The organism is Pelosinus propionicus DSM 13327, assembly GCF_900114615.1.
GTDB lineage: Bacteria > Bacillota > Negativicutes > DSM-13327 > DSM-13327 > Pelosinus > Pelosinus propionicus.
Genome location: NZ_FOTS01000018.1, coordinates 24,524 through 42,380, shown reverse-complemented (window position 1 = coordinate 42,380; position 17,857 = coordinate 24,524). Strand labels below are relative to the sequence as shown.

Annotated in this window: 13 protein-coding genes; 12 read left to right on the top strand and 1 reads right to left on the bottom strand. The window is 39.7% G+C overall.

The window, feature by feature from the left end:
• The first annotated feature begins 22 nt into the window (after positions 1–22).
• The 6 genes from BMZ99_RS11365 (at position 23) to metA (ending at position 8,819) form a co-directional block, all read left to right on the top strand.
• On the top strand, positions 23–640 hold the full coding sequence (locus tag BMZ99_RS11365; protein WP_090936911.1) for a DUF3793 family protein: 618 nt from the start codon (positions 23–25) through the stop codon (positions 638–640).
• A gap of 185 nt (positions 641–825) precedes the next feature.
• Entirely contained in the window at positions 826–1,461 is a 636-nt protein-coding gene (locus tag BMZ99_RS11360) for a TVP38/TMEM64 family protein (RefSeq protein ID WP_245754931.1), read from the top strand.
• Positions 1,462–1,581: 120 nt separating this feature from the next.
• A complete protein-coding gene (locus BMZ99_RS11355; protein ID WP_090936905.1) occupies positions 1,582–3,219 on the top strand; it encodes a putative manganese-dependent inorganic diphosphatase in 1,638 nt (545 codons plus the stop codon).
• Between the two features lie 148 nt (positions 3,220–3,367).
• Positions 3,368–5,593, top strand: a complete 2,226-nt coding sequence (gene pcrA, locus BMZ99_RS11350; protein WP_090936903.1) for a DNA helicase PcrA — start codon at positions 3,368–3,370, stop codon at positions 5,591–5,593.
• A 129-nt stretch (positions 5,594–5,722) separates the two neighbouring features.
• Complete coding sequence (gene ligA / locus BMZ99_RS11345; RefSeq protein ID WP_090936900.1) at positions 5,723–7,759, top strand: NAD-dependent DNA ligase LigA; 2,037 nt, start codon at positions 5,723–5,725, stop codon at positions 7,757–7,759.
• Positions 7,760–7,865: 106 nt separating this feature from the next.
• Positions 7,866–8,819 carry a homoserine O-acetyltransferase MetA gene (metA, locus tag BMZ99_RS11340; protein WP_090936897.1) on the top strand — a complete coding sequence of 318 codons (954 nt, stop codon included), beginning with the start codon at positions 7,866–7,868 and terminating at the stop codon, positions 8,817–8,819.
• A gap of 110 nt (positions 8,820–8,929) precedes the next feature.
• On the opposite strand, the gene BMZ99_RS11335 is transcribed toward metA, so the two are convergent.
• Positions 8,930–9,490: a nitroreductase family protein gene (locus BMZ99_RS11335; protein ID WP_090936894.1), complete on the bottom strand. Its 561-nt coding sequence runs from the start codon at positions 9,488–9,490 to the stop codon at positions 8,930–8,932.
• A 701-nt stretch (positions 9,491–10,191) separates the two neighbouring features.
• Here BMZ99_RS11335 and BMZ99_RS11330 point away from each other — a divergent pair.
• The 6 genes from BMZ99_RS11330 to BMZ99_RS11305 all read left to right on the top strand — a co-directional run bounded on the left by BMZ99_RS11330 (position 10,192) and on the right by BMZ99_RS11305 (position 17,838).
• Complete coding sequence (locus tag BMZ99_RS11330; RefSeq protein ID WP_090936892.1) at positions 10,192–11,271, top strand: uroporphyrinogen decarboxylase family protein; 1,080 nt, start codon at positions 10,192–10,194, stop codon at positions 11,269–11,271.
• A gap of 40 nt (positions 11,272–11,311) precedes the next feature.
• A complete protein-coding gene (locus tag BMZ99_RS11325) occupies positions 11,312–11,974 on the top strand; it encodes a corrinoid protein (RefSeq protein WP_090936889.1) in 663 nt (220 codons plus the stop codon).
• A gap of 30 nt (positions 11,975–12,004) precedes the next feature.
• Positions 12,005–13,027, top strand: a complete 1,023-nt coding sequence (locus BMZ99_RS11320; protein WP_090936886.1) for a uroporphyrinogen decarboxylase family protein — start codon at positions 12,005–12,007, stop codon at positions 13,025–13,027.
• A 3-nt stretch (positions 13,028–13,030) separates the two neighbouring features.
• Positions 13,031–14,701, top strand: coding sequence for an ASKHA domain-containing protein (locus BMZ99_RS11315; protein WP_090936883.1), 1,671 nt, complete (start codon positions 13,031–13,033; stop codon positions 14,699–14,701).
• 73 nt (positions 14,702–14,774) lie between these two features.
• Positions 14,775–15,446 (top strand): DUF1638 domain-containing protein, encoded by a 672-nt coding sequence (locus BMZ99_RS11310; RefSeq protein WP_090936880.1) that lies wholly within the window; start codon positions 14,775–14,777, stop codon positions 15,444–15,446.
• Positions 15,447–15,909: 463 nt separating this feature from the next.
• A complete protein-coding gene (locus BMZ99_RS11305) occupies positions 15,910–17,838 on the top strand; it encodes a PrkA family serine protein kinase (protein ID WP_090936877.1) in 1,929 nt (642 codons plus the stop codon).
• The last annotated feature ends 19 nt before the right edge of the window (positions 17,839–17,857 follow it).

Sequence of the window (17,857 nt, the reverse complement as noted above, 5' to 3'; positions counted from 1 at the left end):
ATTTTTACAAGGTGGTATAGATATGTGTTGGAAAGAATTTTTGCAAGTTCAAGGTAGTAAGAATGATGCTGATTTTTTCTTTAAGTGGTTAGCGGTGGAATTAGCCCCGACAATTTACGGTGAAAAACCAAGTACATTGCTTAATCTAATAGATTCCTCCAAAATGTTTATGAAGACAATATGGCTTCAATATGGTGAAGCATTATTAGCAAATGGTAATGTGAAGTGGCTGGTACTTAAAGATGAGCCCCATAGCATGAAAATACTTTTTTATCGTGTAGATTTATTAAACAGCTATGTTAATGATGAAGAAAATCGACGCTTTTTAGAAGGATTCGGTTATCATACAAGCATGAGTTTAGAAGATCTTCTGCTATATTTTAAAGGACGTTTTCAATTGATGTGCCCTCATGAAATGGGAATTTTATTGGGAATACCTTTAAAAGATGTTATGGGGTTTATGGGCATGGGAAAAGAAGACCATACCTGCCAGGGGATGTGGAAAGTGTATGGTGATCCTGAAACTTCACTGGGTATCATGCAGCGGATGGAAGAGATGAAAAGCCAAGTTGCTGGCTGGATGATGCAAGGTTACAATGTGATGGATGTATTGTGTGGTCCTTGTTCTCAAACTGCTTAAATCTCTTTCTCATTTTCTGACTTAATATAATATGTATAGTAAGGGGAGTTTTGCTATAAAAATTTTTATCTTTACATTATAGTAAGAATAAAGTTATAATCTGTAAGTCGATATTAGAACTTTATTCTTACTATAATTGAGGTTTATACGGAATAATGATGATGCTATGTGAAAAGAAATCAGCCATGAAAGCTGGTTTTTTATTAGTTTTAGTCTTTTTAGGTTTATTATTTGCACATGTTGTAGGAGTCAGCCGGCTGACTCCTGAATCGATCCGTAATCTAATAGTGTCTTTTGGCTGGTGGGGGCCTATCATCTATATTTTTATGTATAGTATCAGACCACTGTTGTTGTTTCCTGCCATAATTCTAACATTAGCTGGTGGCTTGGCTTTTGGTCCTTGGTGGGGGACTTTTTATGTTGTAGTAGGTGGAGTGATGGGGGCAAGTTTGTGCTTTCTGCTAGCTCGCTTATTAGGGCGTGAAAAAATGCAAAAATACCTAAGTAAATTTTCTCATTTACAAATGTTTGAAGATAAAATGGCAGCTAGTGGTTTTCGTACTATGCTATTTATGCGAATCGTACCTATTTTTCCTTATGATCCCGTCAGTTACTTAGCTGGTTTATCCAAAATTTGCTTTCGCGACTATGTCTTGGCAACTACTCTTGGGATGATTCCAGGAGCTTTTGCTTACAATGTTTTAGGTTATTCACTTTTGGATATATTTTCTACCACTTTTTTATTTGGAATTGTTTTAGTGGCATTTGTTTTTCTTACACCGCTGGCCTATCATTTATTTAATAAAAATAGAAGGATTTGACTACTCGGCAAACCCTTCTATTTTTTATTTAGTAACTTGCTATTCAATTATCAATAAATAGGGTAAAATATAAGGTGGAAAAATTGTAGCAATATAAGAAATAGCACTGGAGGACTAATCATGACAGAACTTTCTAAACCGACTTATGTTGTAGGGCATCGCAATCCTGACACCGATTCCATATGCTCGGCAATTGGCTATGCTTATTTTCAGCAAGTTAGAGGAGTCAATGCTGTAGCAGCCAGAGTTGGAAAAATAAATAGCGAAACAAAGTATGTTTTGGAAACGCTAGGCTTTGCTCCACCGGAATTGATTACGGATTTATATCCAAGGGTCAAAGATATTATGCAATCTGAAGTTGTAACGGCGGGACCTAAAGATACATTGCGTGATTTAGGGCGTATTATGAGACAGTTAAAGGTCAAATCAGTGCCTGTCGTTGATGAAAAACGTTTTATGATGGGCGTTGTAACCGTAGGTGATTTAGCGAACTTATATTTTGATGAATTACAAATGCAGGATTTAAGCCAAGCAGGTGTAGATTTTACCGGTGTACTAAAGGCGTTAGAAGGTACATTAATTTGCGGAGATAACTTAGAACGCAAAGTTGCAGGTAGAGTACATATTGCAGCGGGAAGTCACAGTTTAATACAAAAATTTGTTAGTGCCAATGATATTGTATTAGTAGGGGATCGTAAAAATGCACAATTAACCTGCTTAGATTGTAGTATCTCTTGTCTGGTGGTTACAGGAAATGTTAAAGTCGATGAGGAAGTAATTCAAAAAGCAACTGGACTAGGTATTATGGTTATTGCATCGGCTCATGATACCTATACTTGCGCTCGTTTAATCAACCAAAGTATTCCCTTAGAAATGGTTATGCGTAAAGAAGTAATTTCCTTTAAACCTACAGACTTAGTTACTGATATCAAGAAAATAGTTGCTGATACAAATTATCGGGTGTATCCAGTTGTAGAAAATGGAAAGTTAGTCGGAGCAATTCATCGTGACAAATTGATTGTGCAGGAGCGTACTAAGGTAATTCTTGTAGATCATAATGAAAGCGGACAGGCCGTTGAAGGAATCGAGGAAGCACAAATCATTGAAATCATTGACCATCATCGTTTAGGAGGCTTACAAACGAGTGAACCAATCTTTATTCGGCATGAGCCTGTTGGCTGCACAGCTACGATTGTTGCGAATATGTTCTGGCATCGTAATATAACCATACCGTCCAATTTTGCAGGCTTATTACTAGCGGCTATTTTATCTGATACGGTTCTATTTAAATCACCAACATGTACTGAGAAGGATCAGCGAACTGCTAAGCAATTAGCTGCGCTTGCGCAATTAGATGTTCACGAATTTGGAATGAGCATATTAAAAGCAGGAGCTAGCATCAAAGGTATGTCAACTGCTGATATTATTGCCAATGATATCAAGGAATTTCAAATTGGCGATTATCGTATGACGATTGGACAAATATCTGTTATGGATGCGGAGGAAGTTCTATCCATAAAAAAAGAACTGCAACAAAGTATGGAAGTACTGCGGCAGAAGGAAAACTATGATATGGTTTTATTAATGGTCACAGATATATTGAGTGAAGGTACTCATTTGGTGTATAGCGGGCAGCCAGTTGGTTTACTAAAGCAAGCATTTGGCAGTGAGGGTAAAGATCAAGTTCTGTATCTTCCAGGTGTTATGTCGCGAAAGAAGCAGATTATTCCCCCTATGTCTGAAGCAGCAAGAATATAGATCAATGGTTTGGTTATAAATAGATTATAAAAGAGCTTAAAATGTTCTTTATAATCTATTTTTTTTGGATTAACAGGAACTATTGTACTTTTGCCGAATTAATTAAGGTTATTAGAATCTTAAAAGTTGTGTTATTACGGAGGAAACTATGCAAAAAATTATCGCTGGCTTAAATCCCATGCAAAGGGAAGCAGTTTTACATACCAATGGACCACTACTCATTATGGCGGGTGCAGGATCTGGTAAAACCAAAGTATTAACTTGTCGTATTGCCTATCTTTTGGAACAAGGTGTAGCACCTTATAATATTTTAGCTATTACCTTTACAAATAAAGCTGCTGCAGAAATGAAAGAGCGCGTGCATATGATGGTTGGTGCTCAATCTAAAGATATTTGGCTTAGTACATTTCATGCGTTTTGTGCAAAATTTTTACGTATAGAAATTGGCGGCATGGCTGGTTATAAAAGCAACTTTGTAATTTATGACACATCCGATACCCAGTCTCTCGTTAAGAGCTGCTTAAAACAATTAAATCTGGATGATAAGCAATTTCAGCCAAGCAGCGTTCTAGCTGCCATATCCAATGCTAAAAATGCTTTGCAAGATGAACAGCAGTTTGCATCCTTATCCAGTAATTTTCACGAACAAAAAATAGCAGAGATTTATCAGTTATATCAACAGAAATTACGTGCTAACAATGCATTGGATTTTGATGATCTGCTTATGCTGTCGGTGAGACTTTTACAGAATAATGAAGAGGTTTTAGCAAAATACCAACGTAAATTTCACTATATTATGATTGATGAATATCAAGATACAAACAGAGCCCAATATCTGTTGGCAGGTATGCTGGCGGATAAGCATCGTAATCTTTGTGTTGTAGGTGATGCAGATCAGAGTATCTATGGCTGGCGGGGAGCGGATATTCGAAATATTTTAGATTTTGAAAAAGATTATCCAGAAGCCAAGATGATTACCTTAGAGCAAAATTATCGTTCAACACAAGTGATTTTAGATGCTGCTAATGCTGTAATTGAGCACAATAGTTCTCGTAAGCCGAAGGAATTATGGACGCAAAATCCTCAAGGTGAGTTGATTACTCACTATCTAGCTCACCATGAAAAGGATGAAGCGCAATTCATTGGGGATACTATTACTAAGTTGAATACAGTGTATCGTACATCTTATGGTGACGTAGCAATACTATATCGTACCAACACTCAATCTAGAGCGATTGAAGAAGCTTTCATGCAGGCTGGTATTCCTTATGTGATTGTAGGCGGCTTAAAATTCTATGACCGTAAGGAAATCAAAGATATCTTAGCTTATTTGCGTGTTATTTTTAATCCGGCAGATAGTGTCAGTCTTTTGCGAATTATCAACGTACCCAGAAGGGGATTAGGAGATACTACGATTAGCCGCTTAACTGCTTATGCGGCAGAGAATAATATGACTTTATTTGATGTAGTGAGTAACCCTGAATTGGTACCAGGTCTTACGGCAAGAGCAAAAGCTCCGTTAGAGTTTTTAGCAGAATTGATTTTTAACTTAATGTCTCAAGTACATTCTTTGTCTGTTGTAGAATTAGTTAATAAAGTAATGCATGACTCTGGTTATGTTGATGAATTGCAAAAGAGTACAGATCTGCAAGATGAAAATCGCCTAGACAACTTAAAAGAGTTTTTAAGTGTTGCGAAGGAATTTGCCAAGGGTGACGGGGAAGAAACCTTAGAACGGTTCTTAGAGCAGGTTGCTTTGGTTGCTGACATTGATAACGCAGAAATATCAGAAGCCCGTGTTACACTTATGACGCTGCATTCTGCAAAAGGATTGGAATTTCCAGTTGTTTTTATGGCTGGCATGGAAGAAGGGCTTTTCCCTCATTCACGCACATTAATGAACGAAGAAGAAATTGAAGAAGAACGGCGCATTTGCTATGTTGGTATTACAAGAGCCCGCCGCAAATTATACATGACTAATGCCCGCATGCGCACTATTTATGGCAGGACGCAAATGTTTCCTTTATCCCGGTTCTTGAGTGAAATTCCGAGTGCCATGGTGGAAAAATATTCAGGCAGGCAAAACCATTATGGTTTTGCTAGTAATGGAAGTAAGGCGACCATCAATCCGCCTGCTTCGACCTCTTCCGTTGTGCAAAGTCCCCTGCGAGCTCCTATTATAAAAGCTCATCCTCAAAAAGAGCAAAGCAGTGGTGCTTGGAAAGTCGCTGACAAGGCTCAGCATACAAAGTGGGGAGTTGGTACTGTAATTGAGGTGAAGGGGAGCGGAGACAGCCAGGAACTTAAAATTGCGTTTCCTGGTCTTGGCATCAAACTTGTCGTTGCGAATATGGCACCGATTACCAAAGTGTAATAGAAAAAATGATAAGCAGTAGGCTGTTTGTTAAAGCAATTATACTTTAAGACAATACAAGAAAGCTGCAGTTTATGCTGCAGTTTATGCTGCAGCTTTCCTGATTCTAATTTGGGAGTGATCAAAGCCGTGGAAAAAAAGCTAGATGATCTACAGGAAATTCAAAACAAAATCATCCAGTTGCGTGAACAACTCCATTATCATAACTATCGTTACTATGTTCTTGATGATCCTGAAATGGAGGACCTGAAATTTGATTTGTTAATGCGCAGTTTAATTGAGCTGGAATCATCCTGTCCCCAGTTGATCACGGCGGATTCTCCTACCCAGCGAGTGGGTGGCATGGTTGCAGGTGGTTTTAAACGTGTAAATCACGCTACCCCCATGCGCAGTTTAGGAAACTGCTTTTCTGCAGATGAATTACTAGCTTTTCATAATCGAGTGCAAAGTGGTCTGGGAGAAGAGCAGGATATTGAATATGTAGTAGAACTAAAGATTGATGGATTAGCAATTAATCTAACCTATGAAAATGGTCATTTAGTGAGTGGTGTTACCCGGGGTGATGGTGCCCAGGGAGAAGATGTGACTACGAATATACGAACCATTAAATCAATACCCTTAATTCTGCGTGGTGATCATGGAGAGATTCCTTCTTTTCTAGAAGTACGTGGTGAAATATATATGCCTAGTAAGGAGTTTGGACGATTAAATCAGGAAAGGGAAGAAGCAGGAGAAGCATTACTAGCCAATCCGCGTAATGCTGCTGCAGGATCCTTGCGCCAGCTTGACCCTAAGGTGACAGCAAATCGAGCCTTAGACGTCTTTGTCTACGGCATTGGTACTTATACAGGGATTGAATTAACTACACATGGACAAGTGCTAGGATATCTCAATCAATTAGGACTAAAAACCAACCCTCATTATAAGATCTTTCATCAGATTGAAGATGTGATTGCCTACTGTACGGGTTTTGCTGAAAAGCGTCATAAACTTCCTTACGAGATCGACGGGATGGTCATAAAGGTAAATGATTTAAGCAGTCAACAAATCTTAGGTTATACAGCGAAAGATCCGAGATGGGCAATTGCTTATAAATTTCCTGCGGAACAAGCGATTACTGTGGTAGAAGATATTTTTGTTGGGCTTGGCCGGACGGGGGTTTTGACGCCAACAGCAATTCTTCGCCCTGTAAGAGTAGCCGGTTCCACCGTTAGCCGAGCGACCTTACATAATCAGGATTATATAGAAGAAAAAGATATTCGTATTGGAGATACGGTAATTATTCATAAGGCAGGAGAAGTCATTCCGAAAGTTGTTGCAGTAGTAATGGAAAAACGCACTGGAGGGGAGATCCCTTTTGTTATGCCAGAGGAATGTCCTGAATGCAAAGGCAAAGTAATAAGGCAAGAGGGGGAGTCTGCTCACAAGTGTACAAACCCCCACTGTCCTGCACTTTTTCGCGAAGGCTTGATTCATTTTGTATCTCGTGATGCAATGAATATTGATGGCTTGGGCCCAGCAGTATTAAATGCCTTAGTGGATACTGGCCTTGTTAAAGATGTGGCAGATTTGTATCAATTAGAAATGGAACAAGTCCTTACAGTACCCCGAATGGGTAAAAAGTCAGCAGAAAATCTGCTGACTGCGATTGAAAATAGCAAACAGGCAGGATTGTCCAGGTTATTATTTGCTTTAGGCATTCGTCACGTTGGTGTAAAAGCTGCCGGGATCGTAGCACAGCATTATGGTAATATGGAGGATATAAAGCAAGCCTCAGTAGAAGAGCTGCTGGAACTGGATGAAGTCGGCAATAAAATTGCAGAAAGCATCGTTGCATATTTTGCTGCTGAAGAGAATTTGGAACTGGTTGCTAGGCTTGAAACTGCTGGCTTAAACATGATTGAAGAAAAACAAACAATTACGGAAAATCAGCTTTTTTCAGGGAAAACGTTTGTATTAACAGGAACCTTAGAAAAAATGAGTCGCAATCAGGCAGCTGAGATGATTCAAAAATTAGGTGGTAAAGTATCCGGCTCAGTTAGTAAAAAAACGAACTATGTGGTTGCTGGTGCAGATGCAGGCAGTAAGCTTGATAAGGCTCAGCAATTAGGGGTAGAAGTGCTAGAGGAAGAAGATTTTCTAAGAATGGTTGGGAATGTTGAATAATTTAAAAATAGTGAAAAGGAATATTAGGACTTATTGGAGAATTGCATTAGAATAAAAGTACGTAAATTGTTCTAATGATTTTTCAAGTGAAAAGGAGTCAAAGAATATGCCTATAAAAATCCCCAATAATTTGCCAGCTGTAAATATTCTTGAGAAAGAAAATATTTTTACAATGGATGAAGATCGTGCCTATGCGCAAGATATACGTCCACTTCGAATATTACTATTAAATTTGATGCCGACGAAAATTGTTACAGAGACACAATTACTCCGGTTATTGGGGAATTCACCCCTGCAGGTAGAATTTGATTTCATCTACACAGCAACCTATGAACCTAAAAATACACCTCATGAACATCTCGTTAAATTCTATGAAACTTTTGCTGACGTAAAAGATCGTAAGTATGATGGCATGATCATCACTGGCGCGCCAGTGGAAAAAATGCCTTATGAGGAAGTTGTCTATTGGAGTGAGTTGTGTGAAATTATGGATTGGAGTAGAAAGAATGTCTACTCTACCTTACATATTTGCTGGGGCGCTCAAGCTGCTTTGTATCATTATTATGGTATTCCTAAACATGACTTACCTCAAAAATTATTTGGTGTGTTTCCTCACACAGTAAATATGAAAGAAAAAATGTTATTTCGGGGCTTTGATGAAGTGTTTTATGTTCCTCATTCCAGGCATACCGACATCAAAAGAGAAGATGTGGAGAAAGTGCCCCAATTATCTATCCTGTCTGAGTCAGAAGAGGCGGGGGTTTATGCAATCATCGATAAAACTTACCGACATTTATTTATTACGGGTCATGCTGAATATGATGCATTAACTCTTAAAACAGAATATGATCGTGATGTTGCAGAAGGGTTGCCGATTAACATTCCAGCCAATTATTATCCCAATGATGATCCTGAAAAAACACCAATTGTGCGTTGGCGCAGTGCAGCCAATTTACTGTTTTCCAATTGGCTTAATTATTATGTGTATCAAGGAACTCCTTTTGACCTGAATCGCTTAAGTGAAGATGAATTGCGTGGTATTGATGGGGATGGTATTTAACTAAATCTTTTCTACATATTTAAAAAACTAGAGGCTAAATTCCATTCATAATGGAATTTAGCCTCTAGTTTTTAGTATGAGTTATTTAAGGTATGACTACTATCGTATTATTATTTAATAATCGTTATTGTACCTTCTTTGCGCGGGGCAGGAGTTGGTATCTCGCCAGCATTGTAGCCAAATGCTCCGGAAGCAACGATTGTATAGCCCTCAGGAATACCTAATTCTTTATTTAAGGATCGTCCTTCCTCAATATCAAACAAAGAGCGTAGAGAGTGAATCCAAACAGATCCGATATCCAAAGCATGGGCAGTGAGAAATAAATTTCCTAATGCAAGACTGCCGTTATGTTGTGGAGCAATGGCTTTTTCATCACCAGAAACAATAATTAATGTTGGTGCATGGTAAAAGGGACTAAAATTTTCAGCTTTGGCTCGTTCTGCAAAATCTGGGTTTCCTGAATTTAAAAAGATTGTCCGAATGACTTCGTTGATTTTGCCTAACAAAGCCTTGTTTTGTATTACAGTAAAATGCCAGGATTGTTCATTTCGGGCACTGGGAGCAAATTGGCCTGCTTCGAGAATTACCGCTAATTCACTGTCCTTAATCTGCTCTTGTTTGAAGCTTCTAATGCTCCTGCGCTGCAAGATTACCTTTACAATTTCACTCATGTTGTTGTCCTCCTACTGTTTTTATATTAACAAGTTACATAGCAAATCTCTTTAAGATATGCAGCTTGTTTAATATGAATTTTTGTTGCGGAACTCCAATTCCATTTATCCTGGCTAGGATGAAGATAGATACAGGCAAGTACTTAAGGGCGTCGAGTCGTAAAGATTCGAAAAACGTTAATACTTCAGGACGCAGAGAACCATAAAAAACACCAAGAAACTTATAGATTTTAGCAAAAAGCAGAAGGCTAAGTATATTGTTGAAACAATATACTTAGCCTTCTGCTTTTTGCGATCAGCTATGTAAAATAGGATATTTCTCTATTTGAAAAAGTAATTGAGCTAATACTACTACAGACAAATTCTGCTGTCAAGATCCATTAAGAAAATGCAATGATATAATTGTATTGCCATTGACAACGTAATTTATACGTGCTAATATCATGTTAAATAAAGATAAATGTATCTTATAGCGTGATTAAAGCAAGCTGATTAGCAAAAAGCTGAAGGCCTGGCAGAGTTATTTCTGTGCAGGCTTTTTATTATTTCCATGCAAGGTTGCCAAAATGGCAGTATGTAAATAGTATATAGTGACCGATCAGTAGGAAACTGAAGGCAAGAATTGATTCTAGATGTGTAGAATCAGTTTTTGCCTTTTTGTTTTTAGTATGTCAGGTAAAAGATGAAATGAGGTGCGAGAAATGGCTATTTTGAGTCTTCGTGATGAAATGACACCGAAGGAACGTTTGGAAGCAGTATTGAATGGAAGACCCTATGATCGGGTGCCTTGTGGAGTAGTGATTCATAATCAGGCGGGGAAAGTGGCAGGAATTCCTCATTGGGAATGCTATTTTTCAAGCGAGAAAACAGCGCAGACTCAAATTGCCGCTCACAATATATTGGGTGCTGAAGCAGTGGCAGCTGGGCCAGGTTTGCCGGGAATTGCTGAGGCAGTAGGCAGTATCGTGTATTATCCGAAAGAGGAGAACAGTCCTTATATTATGGAAGTGGCGGTGAAGCAGCCAGCAGATTTGGATCAACTGAAAATCCCCAATCCGTGGCTCGATGGGAGGCTGCCCATACATTTAGGGGCTTTACAAATTCTGGTTGACCGTCTGGGTGATTTTGTTCCGGTGACTAGTAATGTAGCCGGCCCCTTTACTACAGCAGCTAATATAAGAGGAACAGAGGATTTTTTGCGGGAGCTATATCGGAATCCAGAATTTGCCCATCGGCTATTGCAGTTTTCGTTAGAGAGTACAATTGCCTATGTGAAAGAGGTTGCTAAGCTGGGAGCTAAAGTAAGTATCGCTGACCCCACGGCTTCACCGACACTAATCAGTCCAAAACAATTTCGTGAGTTTGCTTTTCCCTATTTACGAGAGCTTGTAGCGATGATTAGACAATTAACTGGCAGTGCTCCTTCTCTGCATATTTGCGGCAATACTACGAAGATCTGGCAAGATATGGTCGCCACTGGTGCCGGTATATTGAGCTTGGACGATACGATTGATTTGGCTGCTGCCAAAAAGGCAGTTGGTGAAGAGGTTACCCTGTTTGGTAATGTCAAACCGACAGCAACCATGTATCTGGGAACTCCAAAAGATGTACGGCAGGATGCTAAAGAGTGTTTGGCTAAAGGTTACGATAATCCCAAAGGTTATATATTGTCTTTAGGGTGCGGGTTGCCGATGGGGGCTCCAGTGGAAAATATACAGGCTCTATTTCAGGCAGCCCGGGAATTTGGCAGATACCCTCTACGATTAAGCAATTTTAGCTGAAAAATATAAATAGAATGTGTAAGCAAAGGAGAAGGATAGTATGGCAAATAATAAAGAAGAATTACTCAAACAGTTAGCTGATGCTGTGGTAGACATGGATGAAGAAAAAGCAGTAGAGTTAGCCCAAATTATCGTAGCGGAAGGTATTGATGCCTATGAAGCGATTGAAAAAGGGCTTTCTGCTGGTATGGAAGTGGCAGGACGGCTGTTTGAAGAGGAAGAATATTTTATTCCTGAATTGCTAATGTGTTCGGATGCTATGTATGCCGGACTTGGAGTTCTAAAACCTCATCTTAAAGCGAAAGAAGGAGCTGCAGAGGAAAAAGTTAAAGTTGTTATTGGCGTTATTGAAGGTGATACTCACGATATTGGTAAAAATCTGGTGAAAATTTTATTAGAAACCTCCGGTTATGAGATCATTGATCTCGGGCGGGATATTTCACCACAGAAATTTATTGATGCAGCGAAAGAACAGGATGCTAAAATTATTGCTATTTCCACGCTAATGACAACAACGATGGATGGGCTGGCGGAAGTAATCCGCTTACTGCGCCAACAAGATATTAGGGAGCAGTTTAAAGTCATGGTCGGTGGTGCGCCTGTCTCACAAGCTTTTGCTGATAAAATCGGTGCAGATAGTTACGCCGTGAATGCAGCAACAGCCGTACGTTTGGCCCGGCAGCTGACGGACGGTGTGGCCTGATGGTGACAGAGCAAGAAGAGGGTGATTTGAATGAGCAATTTTACACCAAAGGAACGTTTATTGAAAGTATTGCATAAAGAAAAGACAGATAGACCGCCGATCATTTGCCCTGGTGGCATGATGAATGCGGCTATTGTGGACGTTATGAACCGAGGCGGCCATGTTCTGCCTATCGCTCATAGTGATGATAAATTAATGGCTGAATTGGCTGTCGATGTTTTTACTAACACTGGTTTTGAAAATTTAGGTATTCCCTTTTGTATGACTGTTGAGCCTGAGGTACTGGGCAGCGATGTTGATTATGGCAGCATGAAGTGTGAGCCTAAAATTACGCAAGAAGTTTTTTCATCGTCATCGGCTGTAGATTTCCACGAATTTGCTGTTATGCTCCAAACAGGACGGGTTAATACGGTAATGCAGGCGACCTATAATGTGGCGAGGCGATTTCCTGATATTCCGGTCATTGGCAATCTGACCGGACCGGTCAGTACAGCGGCTTCTATTGTTGATCCCATGATTTTTTTGAAGGATTTACGCCGCAATCAGCTAGCTGCCCATAAAGTAATGGAATATGTAAGTGACTTTTTAATTGCTTATGCTGCATTAATGATTGACAATGGTGCGGATGTTATCTCCATTGCTGATCCGACAGCTACTGGAGAAATCTTAGGACCTCGCATGTTCTGTGAATATCCTCTGGTATATATCAACAAGATTGTTGAGGCGATTCATTCTCAAGGCGTACCTGTCATTGTACATATTTGCGGAAATATAAATGCGGTAAAACATGCTTTACCAGAATTGAAGGCTGATGCCATTAGTACGGACGCCATGGTGAATTTGCGGAAGCTCAAAGAGGAGTTTCCCAAGTTGATTACCATGGGGAATGTTAGCACCTATTTGCTAGAGATGGCGACTCCGGAGAAAGTAGTCAATAACACTAGGCATTTACTGCGAGAAGGCATTGATATTATTGCACCAGCTTGCGGTTTGAGCACCTCAACCCCTTTGGATAATATAAAAGCGATGTCTGGTGCTGTGAAGGAGAAATGAAGTATGCCGGTAGTGCATTTTAAGAGCAATGATAAAGAAGTAGACGTAATAGCTGGGACAACAGTACTGGCAGCGGCACGTATGGCGGGGGTTATGATTGATTCACCTTGCAACGGGAATGGAACCTGCGGTAAATGCAAGGTGAAAATAACTGGCGATTTTGCCAATAAAATCGCAGTAAAAGGGAATTGCGGACTTTCTGATATAGAAAATTCTCAGGGAATTGTCTTGGCTTGCTGTACAGATGTGCAGGATGATGTAGAAGTAGAACCCCTAGAGCGGCTTGACAATGAAAGCCTGCAAATTGTAAGTAATGGACAGAACCTTGTGGTGGAATTAGCAAGCCCTATCCACAAAGAATATGACAATCAAACCGATAAGACAAAAGTAATGGCAGGCAAGATTCTATTAGGGACAGAGGAGGGAAATACGGCTAAAGAAAATTATGGAGCAGTGGTGGATATTGGAACAACTACGGTGGTGCTCGCTTTGTTTGATATTCACTCCGGTCAGGAGCTTGCTACAGTATCCGCTTTGAATCCTCAGAGCCGTTATGCCCAGGATGTTCTTTCCCGCATAAAATATGCATCCACTCCCGAGGGACTGGATACGATGTATTTTGCTTTGATCAATGAATTAAATCACCTGCTGATTGAAGCTGCGGATCGGGCAGGAATTAATCGTCACCATGTCTATGAAATCGTGTTTAGCGGCAATACCTGCATGCTGCATCTGGCGACTCGAGTGAACCCCGCCAGCCTAGGGAAGTACCCTTATTTGCCAGCGTTATATGGACATGAGCAGGTTCATGCTGCTGACCATGGTCTGCAAGCTTCTCCTTTGGCTGGCATTTATCTGCCGCCTATTATTTCAGCCTATGTAGGACCAGATATTACTTCCGGTATTTTGGCAGCCCAACTTACGGAGCTTGCTGGCATCAGCCTTTTTATTGATATTGGTACCAATGGTGAAATGGTACTGAGTAAAGACGGTAGTCTGTCTGTTACATCTACGGCGGCTGGTCCGGCTTTTGAGGGAATGAATATTGCCTGTGGTATGCGGGCAGCGGCTGGTGCGATTGAAGCTTTTACCATTACTGATGAAGGACTGAAAATGAACACAATTGGTGATGGGGAGGCAATTGGAATATGCGGCAGCGGTCTTATTGATATTGTAGGTGAACTCGTTGCCCATGACATAATTGGTAAGAATGGCAAGCTTAAGGATGGTAATCTACCAGAGCACTTGGCGGAGCATTTGGTCAAACGCGAGGAGAAAACCGTATTTTCATTAGGCGAAAATGTCTATCTTTTGCAAAAGGATATTCGGCAGGTTCAACTGGCCAAAGGGGCTATTCGAGCTGGTATTGAAGCTTTGTTAACGAGTCAGGGTGTGGCAGGACAAGAGGTTGATCGTGTATTTATTGCTGGTTCTTTTGGTTATCATCTCAATCCTGATAGTTTGATTCATATCGGGCTTTTGCCTCAAAGTTTCCGCAATAAAATTCAATTTTTAGGCAATACTTCGAAATCTGGTGGGCAGGCGTTTTTATTGAATCAATTCGTCAGAGGCAAGATGGCCGAAGCGGTGAAAGAGATTCATGTGATTGAGCTGGCAACAGTGGATCACTTCGATCGCTTATTTGCTAAATGTTTGGAATTTAGTTCGGTATAACTCAATTGTATAGAATGAGTTTGCTTTCTTATAAAATGAATTAGTATAAGGAGCGCAGCATGGAGTTGATCGTATGACGATAAAAATTATTGCCTGTGAAGTTATGAAAGAAGAATTAGTAAGAGCAGCATCAGGTTGTGATATTGATTTCGAGTTTATTTCCATGGGATTGCATCTGCATCCAGAAAAACTAGGTGAAGAGCTGCAACATCTTCTTAATGGTTTATCAGGGTATTCTAGAGTGATCCTAGCCTTTGGATTATGCGGTGGAGCAGCTAGGAATTTGAAAGCTGCTGGCTTTCAGTTGACAATACCCAAAGTGCATGATTGTATTCCCCTGCTTTTAGGTTCCACAGCATCTTATGAAACATTTCGTTCAGAAGAGAAAGGCACTTTGTATTTGTCAGGCGGCTGGATGAATGGTGAACGAGCCATATTATCAGAATATGATCGCATTTATCAAAAATATGGCGAAAGAAAAGCGATCGCTGTTTTTAGCAGAATGTATAGCAGCTATCGACGGGTACTATTTATCCGAACAGGCAGTGAGAGAGAAACATTTTTTTTGCAAAGATCACATCAGATAGCAGAGTTGCTGGGATTAACCCATCAGATCATAGAGGGGGAGATCTCTTTTATTGAAAAGATTGTAAAAGGACCTTGGGATACGAAGGATTTTATTACGGTTCCTTCTGGGGAATCCATCGATGAGTGGGCATTTTATGAAGGGAAATTGGAAATGTGAATGAGTTCAACGATATCCATAATAAGAATATCTCCCTATGATGAAATCGCAGCTAACATTGTTTGAAAGCAGCATATTAGTGATAGCAAACACCTGAAACCTTGTTACAGAAGGAGTTAGGTGCTTTTTGTTGACCTTTTTCATGATTATACAATAATAATCAGTAGGTAAGAGGTTAAAGAACCCTTATGCTAAATAATTCTATAGTAATAATGTTTGCAAGGAATTGCATATCTATAATATAGATTTCATCTATTCGAAAGCCTCTAAGAAATTGTTTCTAAATATCTTTTACTACTGCAGGATAGTCTCTCGGAAAGTGCCATTTAAGACGGAAAGATGAGCACATAACTAAGGCTTCAACCTGCTACTTAACCCACACTTTATGCTCATTTGCTAGTTTACGGCTATATATGGTTTTTCTCCGAGAGTACGCTTGTAAATTAAGGGGAGGGGCAATTTTATGAAAAGTTTTGACTTTGCAAGTCTTATACAACAAGACCGGGAAGCAAAGACGCATCGACAGTTTGATGGTGTGCTTCTTGATTATCTGGCAATCATTAAGGAAAATCCTAAGGTCGTCATGCTGTCGCATCAACGCATGTATGATTTGCTGATTGCTGCTGGCGTAGAAATAGTAAAAACGGAAGAGCATCCTCGTTTAAAACGAATTTATGGCAATGATTTATTAAAGCGCTACACATATTTTAAAAATGATTTTTATGGCATCGATAAGACACTGATGAAAATTATGCGTTATTTTCATTCTGCAGCGATGAAAGGAGAAGAATCTAGGCAAGTTCTTTATTTTGTTGGGCCTGTCGGTGCGGGCAAGTCTTCTATAATGGAAGCTTTGAAACGAATGCTGGAAATGAGCCATTCTATTTATATCATAAAAGATTGTCCAATGCGGGAAGAGCCGCTTCACTTGATTCCGAAACACCTTCGTCCCAAATTTGAAGAGCTGTTAGGTGTAAAAATTGAAGGTGATCTTTGCCCTGTCTGCCGCTATCGTTTAAAAAATGAATACCATGGTGAGTTTGAACGCTTTCCTGTAGAAAATGCAGAATTTTCCATTCGGTCCCGTAAAGGGATAGGTACAGTACCTCCAGTTGACCCCAATAATCAAGATACTTCCGTGTTGATTGGGTCTGTTGATATTTCTAAAATGGATTTATATCCTGAAGATGATCCTAGAGTATTGTCATTAAACGGAGCTTTCAATGTAGGAAATCGGGGATTGGTTGAGTTTATTGAAGTCTTTAAGAATGATGTGGAATATTTGCATACGATGATTACTGCGACTCAAGAAAAGTCCATACCGTCGCCAGGCAAGGGCTCTATGATTTATTTTGATGGCATCATTTTAGCTCACTCGAATGAAGCGGAATGGAATAAATTTAAATCTGATCATACGAATGAAGCGATTTTAGACAGAATTGTTAAAGTGGAAGTTCCCTATTGCCTGGAGCTGGATGAAGAAGTAAAGATTTATCAGAAAATTTTAAGAAGCAGCAGTTTTGATGCTCATATTGCACCTCATACGATTGAAATGGCATCCATGTTTGCCATTTTAACTCGATTGAGCCCGTCAGCCAAAGTAGACCCATTAACAAAATTGAAACTATATAATGGCGAGGAAATCGTGGAAAAAGGTTCTACGAAGAAAATCGATATTTTTGAGCTCAGGGATGAAGCGCAGCGAGAAGGTATGACGGGAATTTCAACTCGCTTCATTATGAAGGCTGTAGATGTTGCCCTATCGGAATCAGAAAATAATTGTATTAACCCAATTAGTATTTTAGATACGTTAACGAAGGCAGTAAAAGAATTGGCCATTGCTGAAGACGATAAAAAACGATATTTAGTTTTTTTACAAGATACCATTAAAAAAGAGTATCATAAGATTTTAGAGAAAGAAATTACGCGAGCCTTTATACATGGATATAGTGAACAGGCGGAAAGCTTATTTAATAACTATTTGGATCATGCGGAGGCTTTCGCTAATTCAACTAAGATAAAAGATAAGAATACGGGCGAAGAGCTGGAACCTGATCTTAAGTTTCTTCAGTCAATCGAAGAACAGGTTGGTATCTATAGTACTGCGGCACCTGGTTTTCGTCAGGACGTGACTGCTTATATGTTCTCCGTCTTGCGTAATGGCGGCAAAATTGATTACCAGTGCTATGAACCCTTAAAGGAAGCCATTGAAAAGAAGTTAACGGTAGCCGTTAAAGAAATTTCACGTATCATTACGAAGGCGAGAGTACGGGATAAAGAACAAGATACCAAATATAATGTTATGGGTGAGGAATTAAAGGCGAATGGTTATTGTGACCATTGTTGTAATGTCATCTTGAAATATGCGGCCAATAATCTTTGGAAGGACTAAGGGGTTGGTAGGAGGGAGA

What these genes read in the sequence shown, in the direction of transcription:
- BMZ99_RS11310 (WP_090936880.1), top strand. Translation starts at nt 14,775, where the DNA reads ATGACGATAAAAATTATTGCCTGTGAAGTTATGAAAGAAGAATTAGTA.
- BMZ99_RS11315 (WP_090936883.1), top strand. Translation starts at nt 13,031, where the DNA reads ATGCCGGTAGTGCATTTTAAGAGCAATGATAAAGAAGTAGACGTAATA.
- BMZ99_RS11335 (WP_090936894.1), bottom strand. Translation starts at nt 9,490, where the DNA reads ATGAGTGAAATTGTAAAGGTAATCTTGCAGCGCAGGAGCATTAGAAGC.
- BMZ99_RS11305 (WP_090936877.1), top strand. Translation starts at nt 15,910, where the DNA reads ATGAAAAGTTTTGACTTTGCAAGTCTTATACAACAAGACCGGGAAGCA.
- metA (WP_090936897.1), top strand. Translation starts at nt 7,866, where the DNA reads ATGCCTATAAAAATCCCCAATAATTTGCCAGCTGTAAATATTCTTGAG.
- BMZ99_RS11325 (WP_090936889.1), top strand. Translation starts at nt 11,312, where the DNA reads ATGGCAAATAATAAAGAAGAATTACTCAAACAGTTAGCTGATGCTGTG.
- BMZ99_RS11320 (WP_090936886.1), top strand. Translation starts at nt 12,005, where the DNA reads ATGAGCAATTTTACACCAAAGGAACGTTTATTGAAAGTATTGCATAAA.
- BMZ99_RS11365 (WP_090936911.1), top strand. Translation starts at nt 23, where the DNA reads ATGTGTTGGAAAGAATTTTTGCAAGTTCAAGGTAGTAAGAATGATGCT.
- BMZ99_RS11355 (WP_090936905.1), top strand. Translation starts at nt 1,582, where the DNA reads ATGACAGAACTTTCTAAACCGACTTATGTTGTAGGGCATCGCAATCCT.
- BMZ99_RS11330 (WP_090936892.1), top strand. Translation starts at nt 10,192, where the DNA reads ATGGCTATTTTGAGTCTTCGTGATGAAATGACACCGAAGGAACGTTTG.
- BMZ99_RS11360 (WP_245754931.1), top strand. Translation starts at nt 826, where the DNA reads ATGAAAGCTGGTTTTTTATTAGTTTTAGTCTTTTTAGGTTTATTATTT.
- pcrA (WP_090936903.1), top strand. Translation starts at nt 3,368, where the DNA reads ATGCAAAAAATTATCGCTGGCTTAAATCCCATGCAAAGGGAAGCAGTT.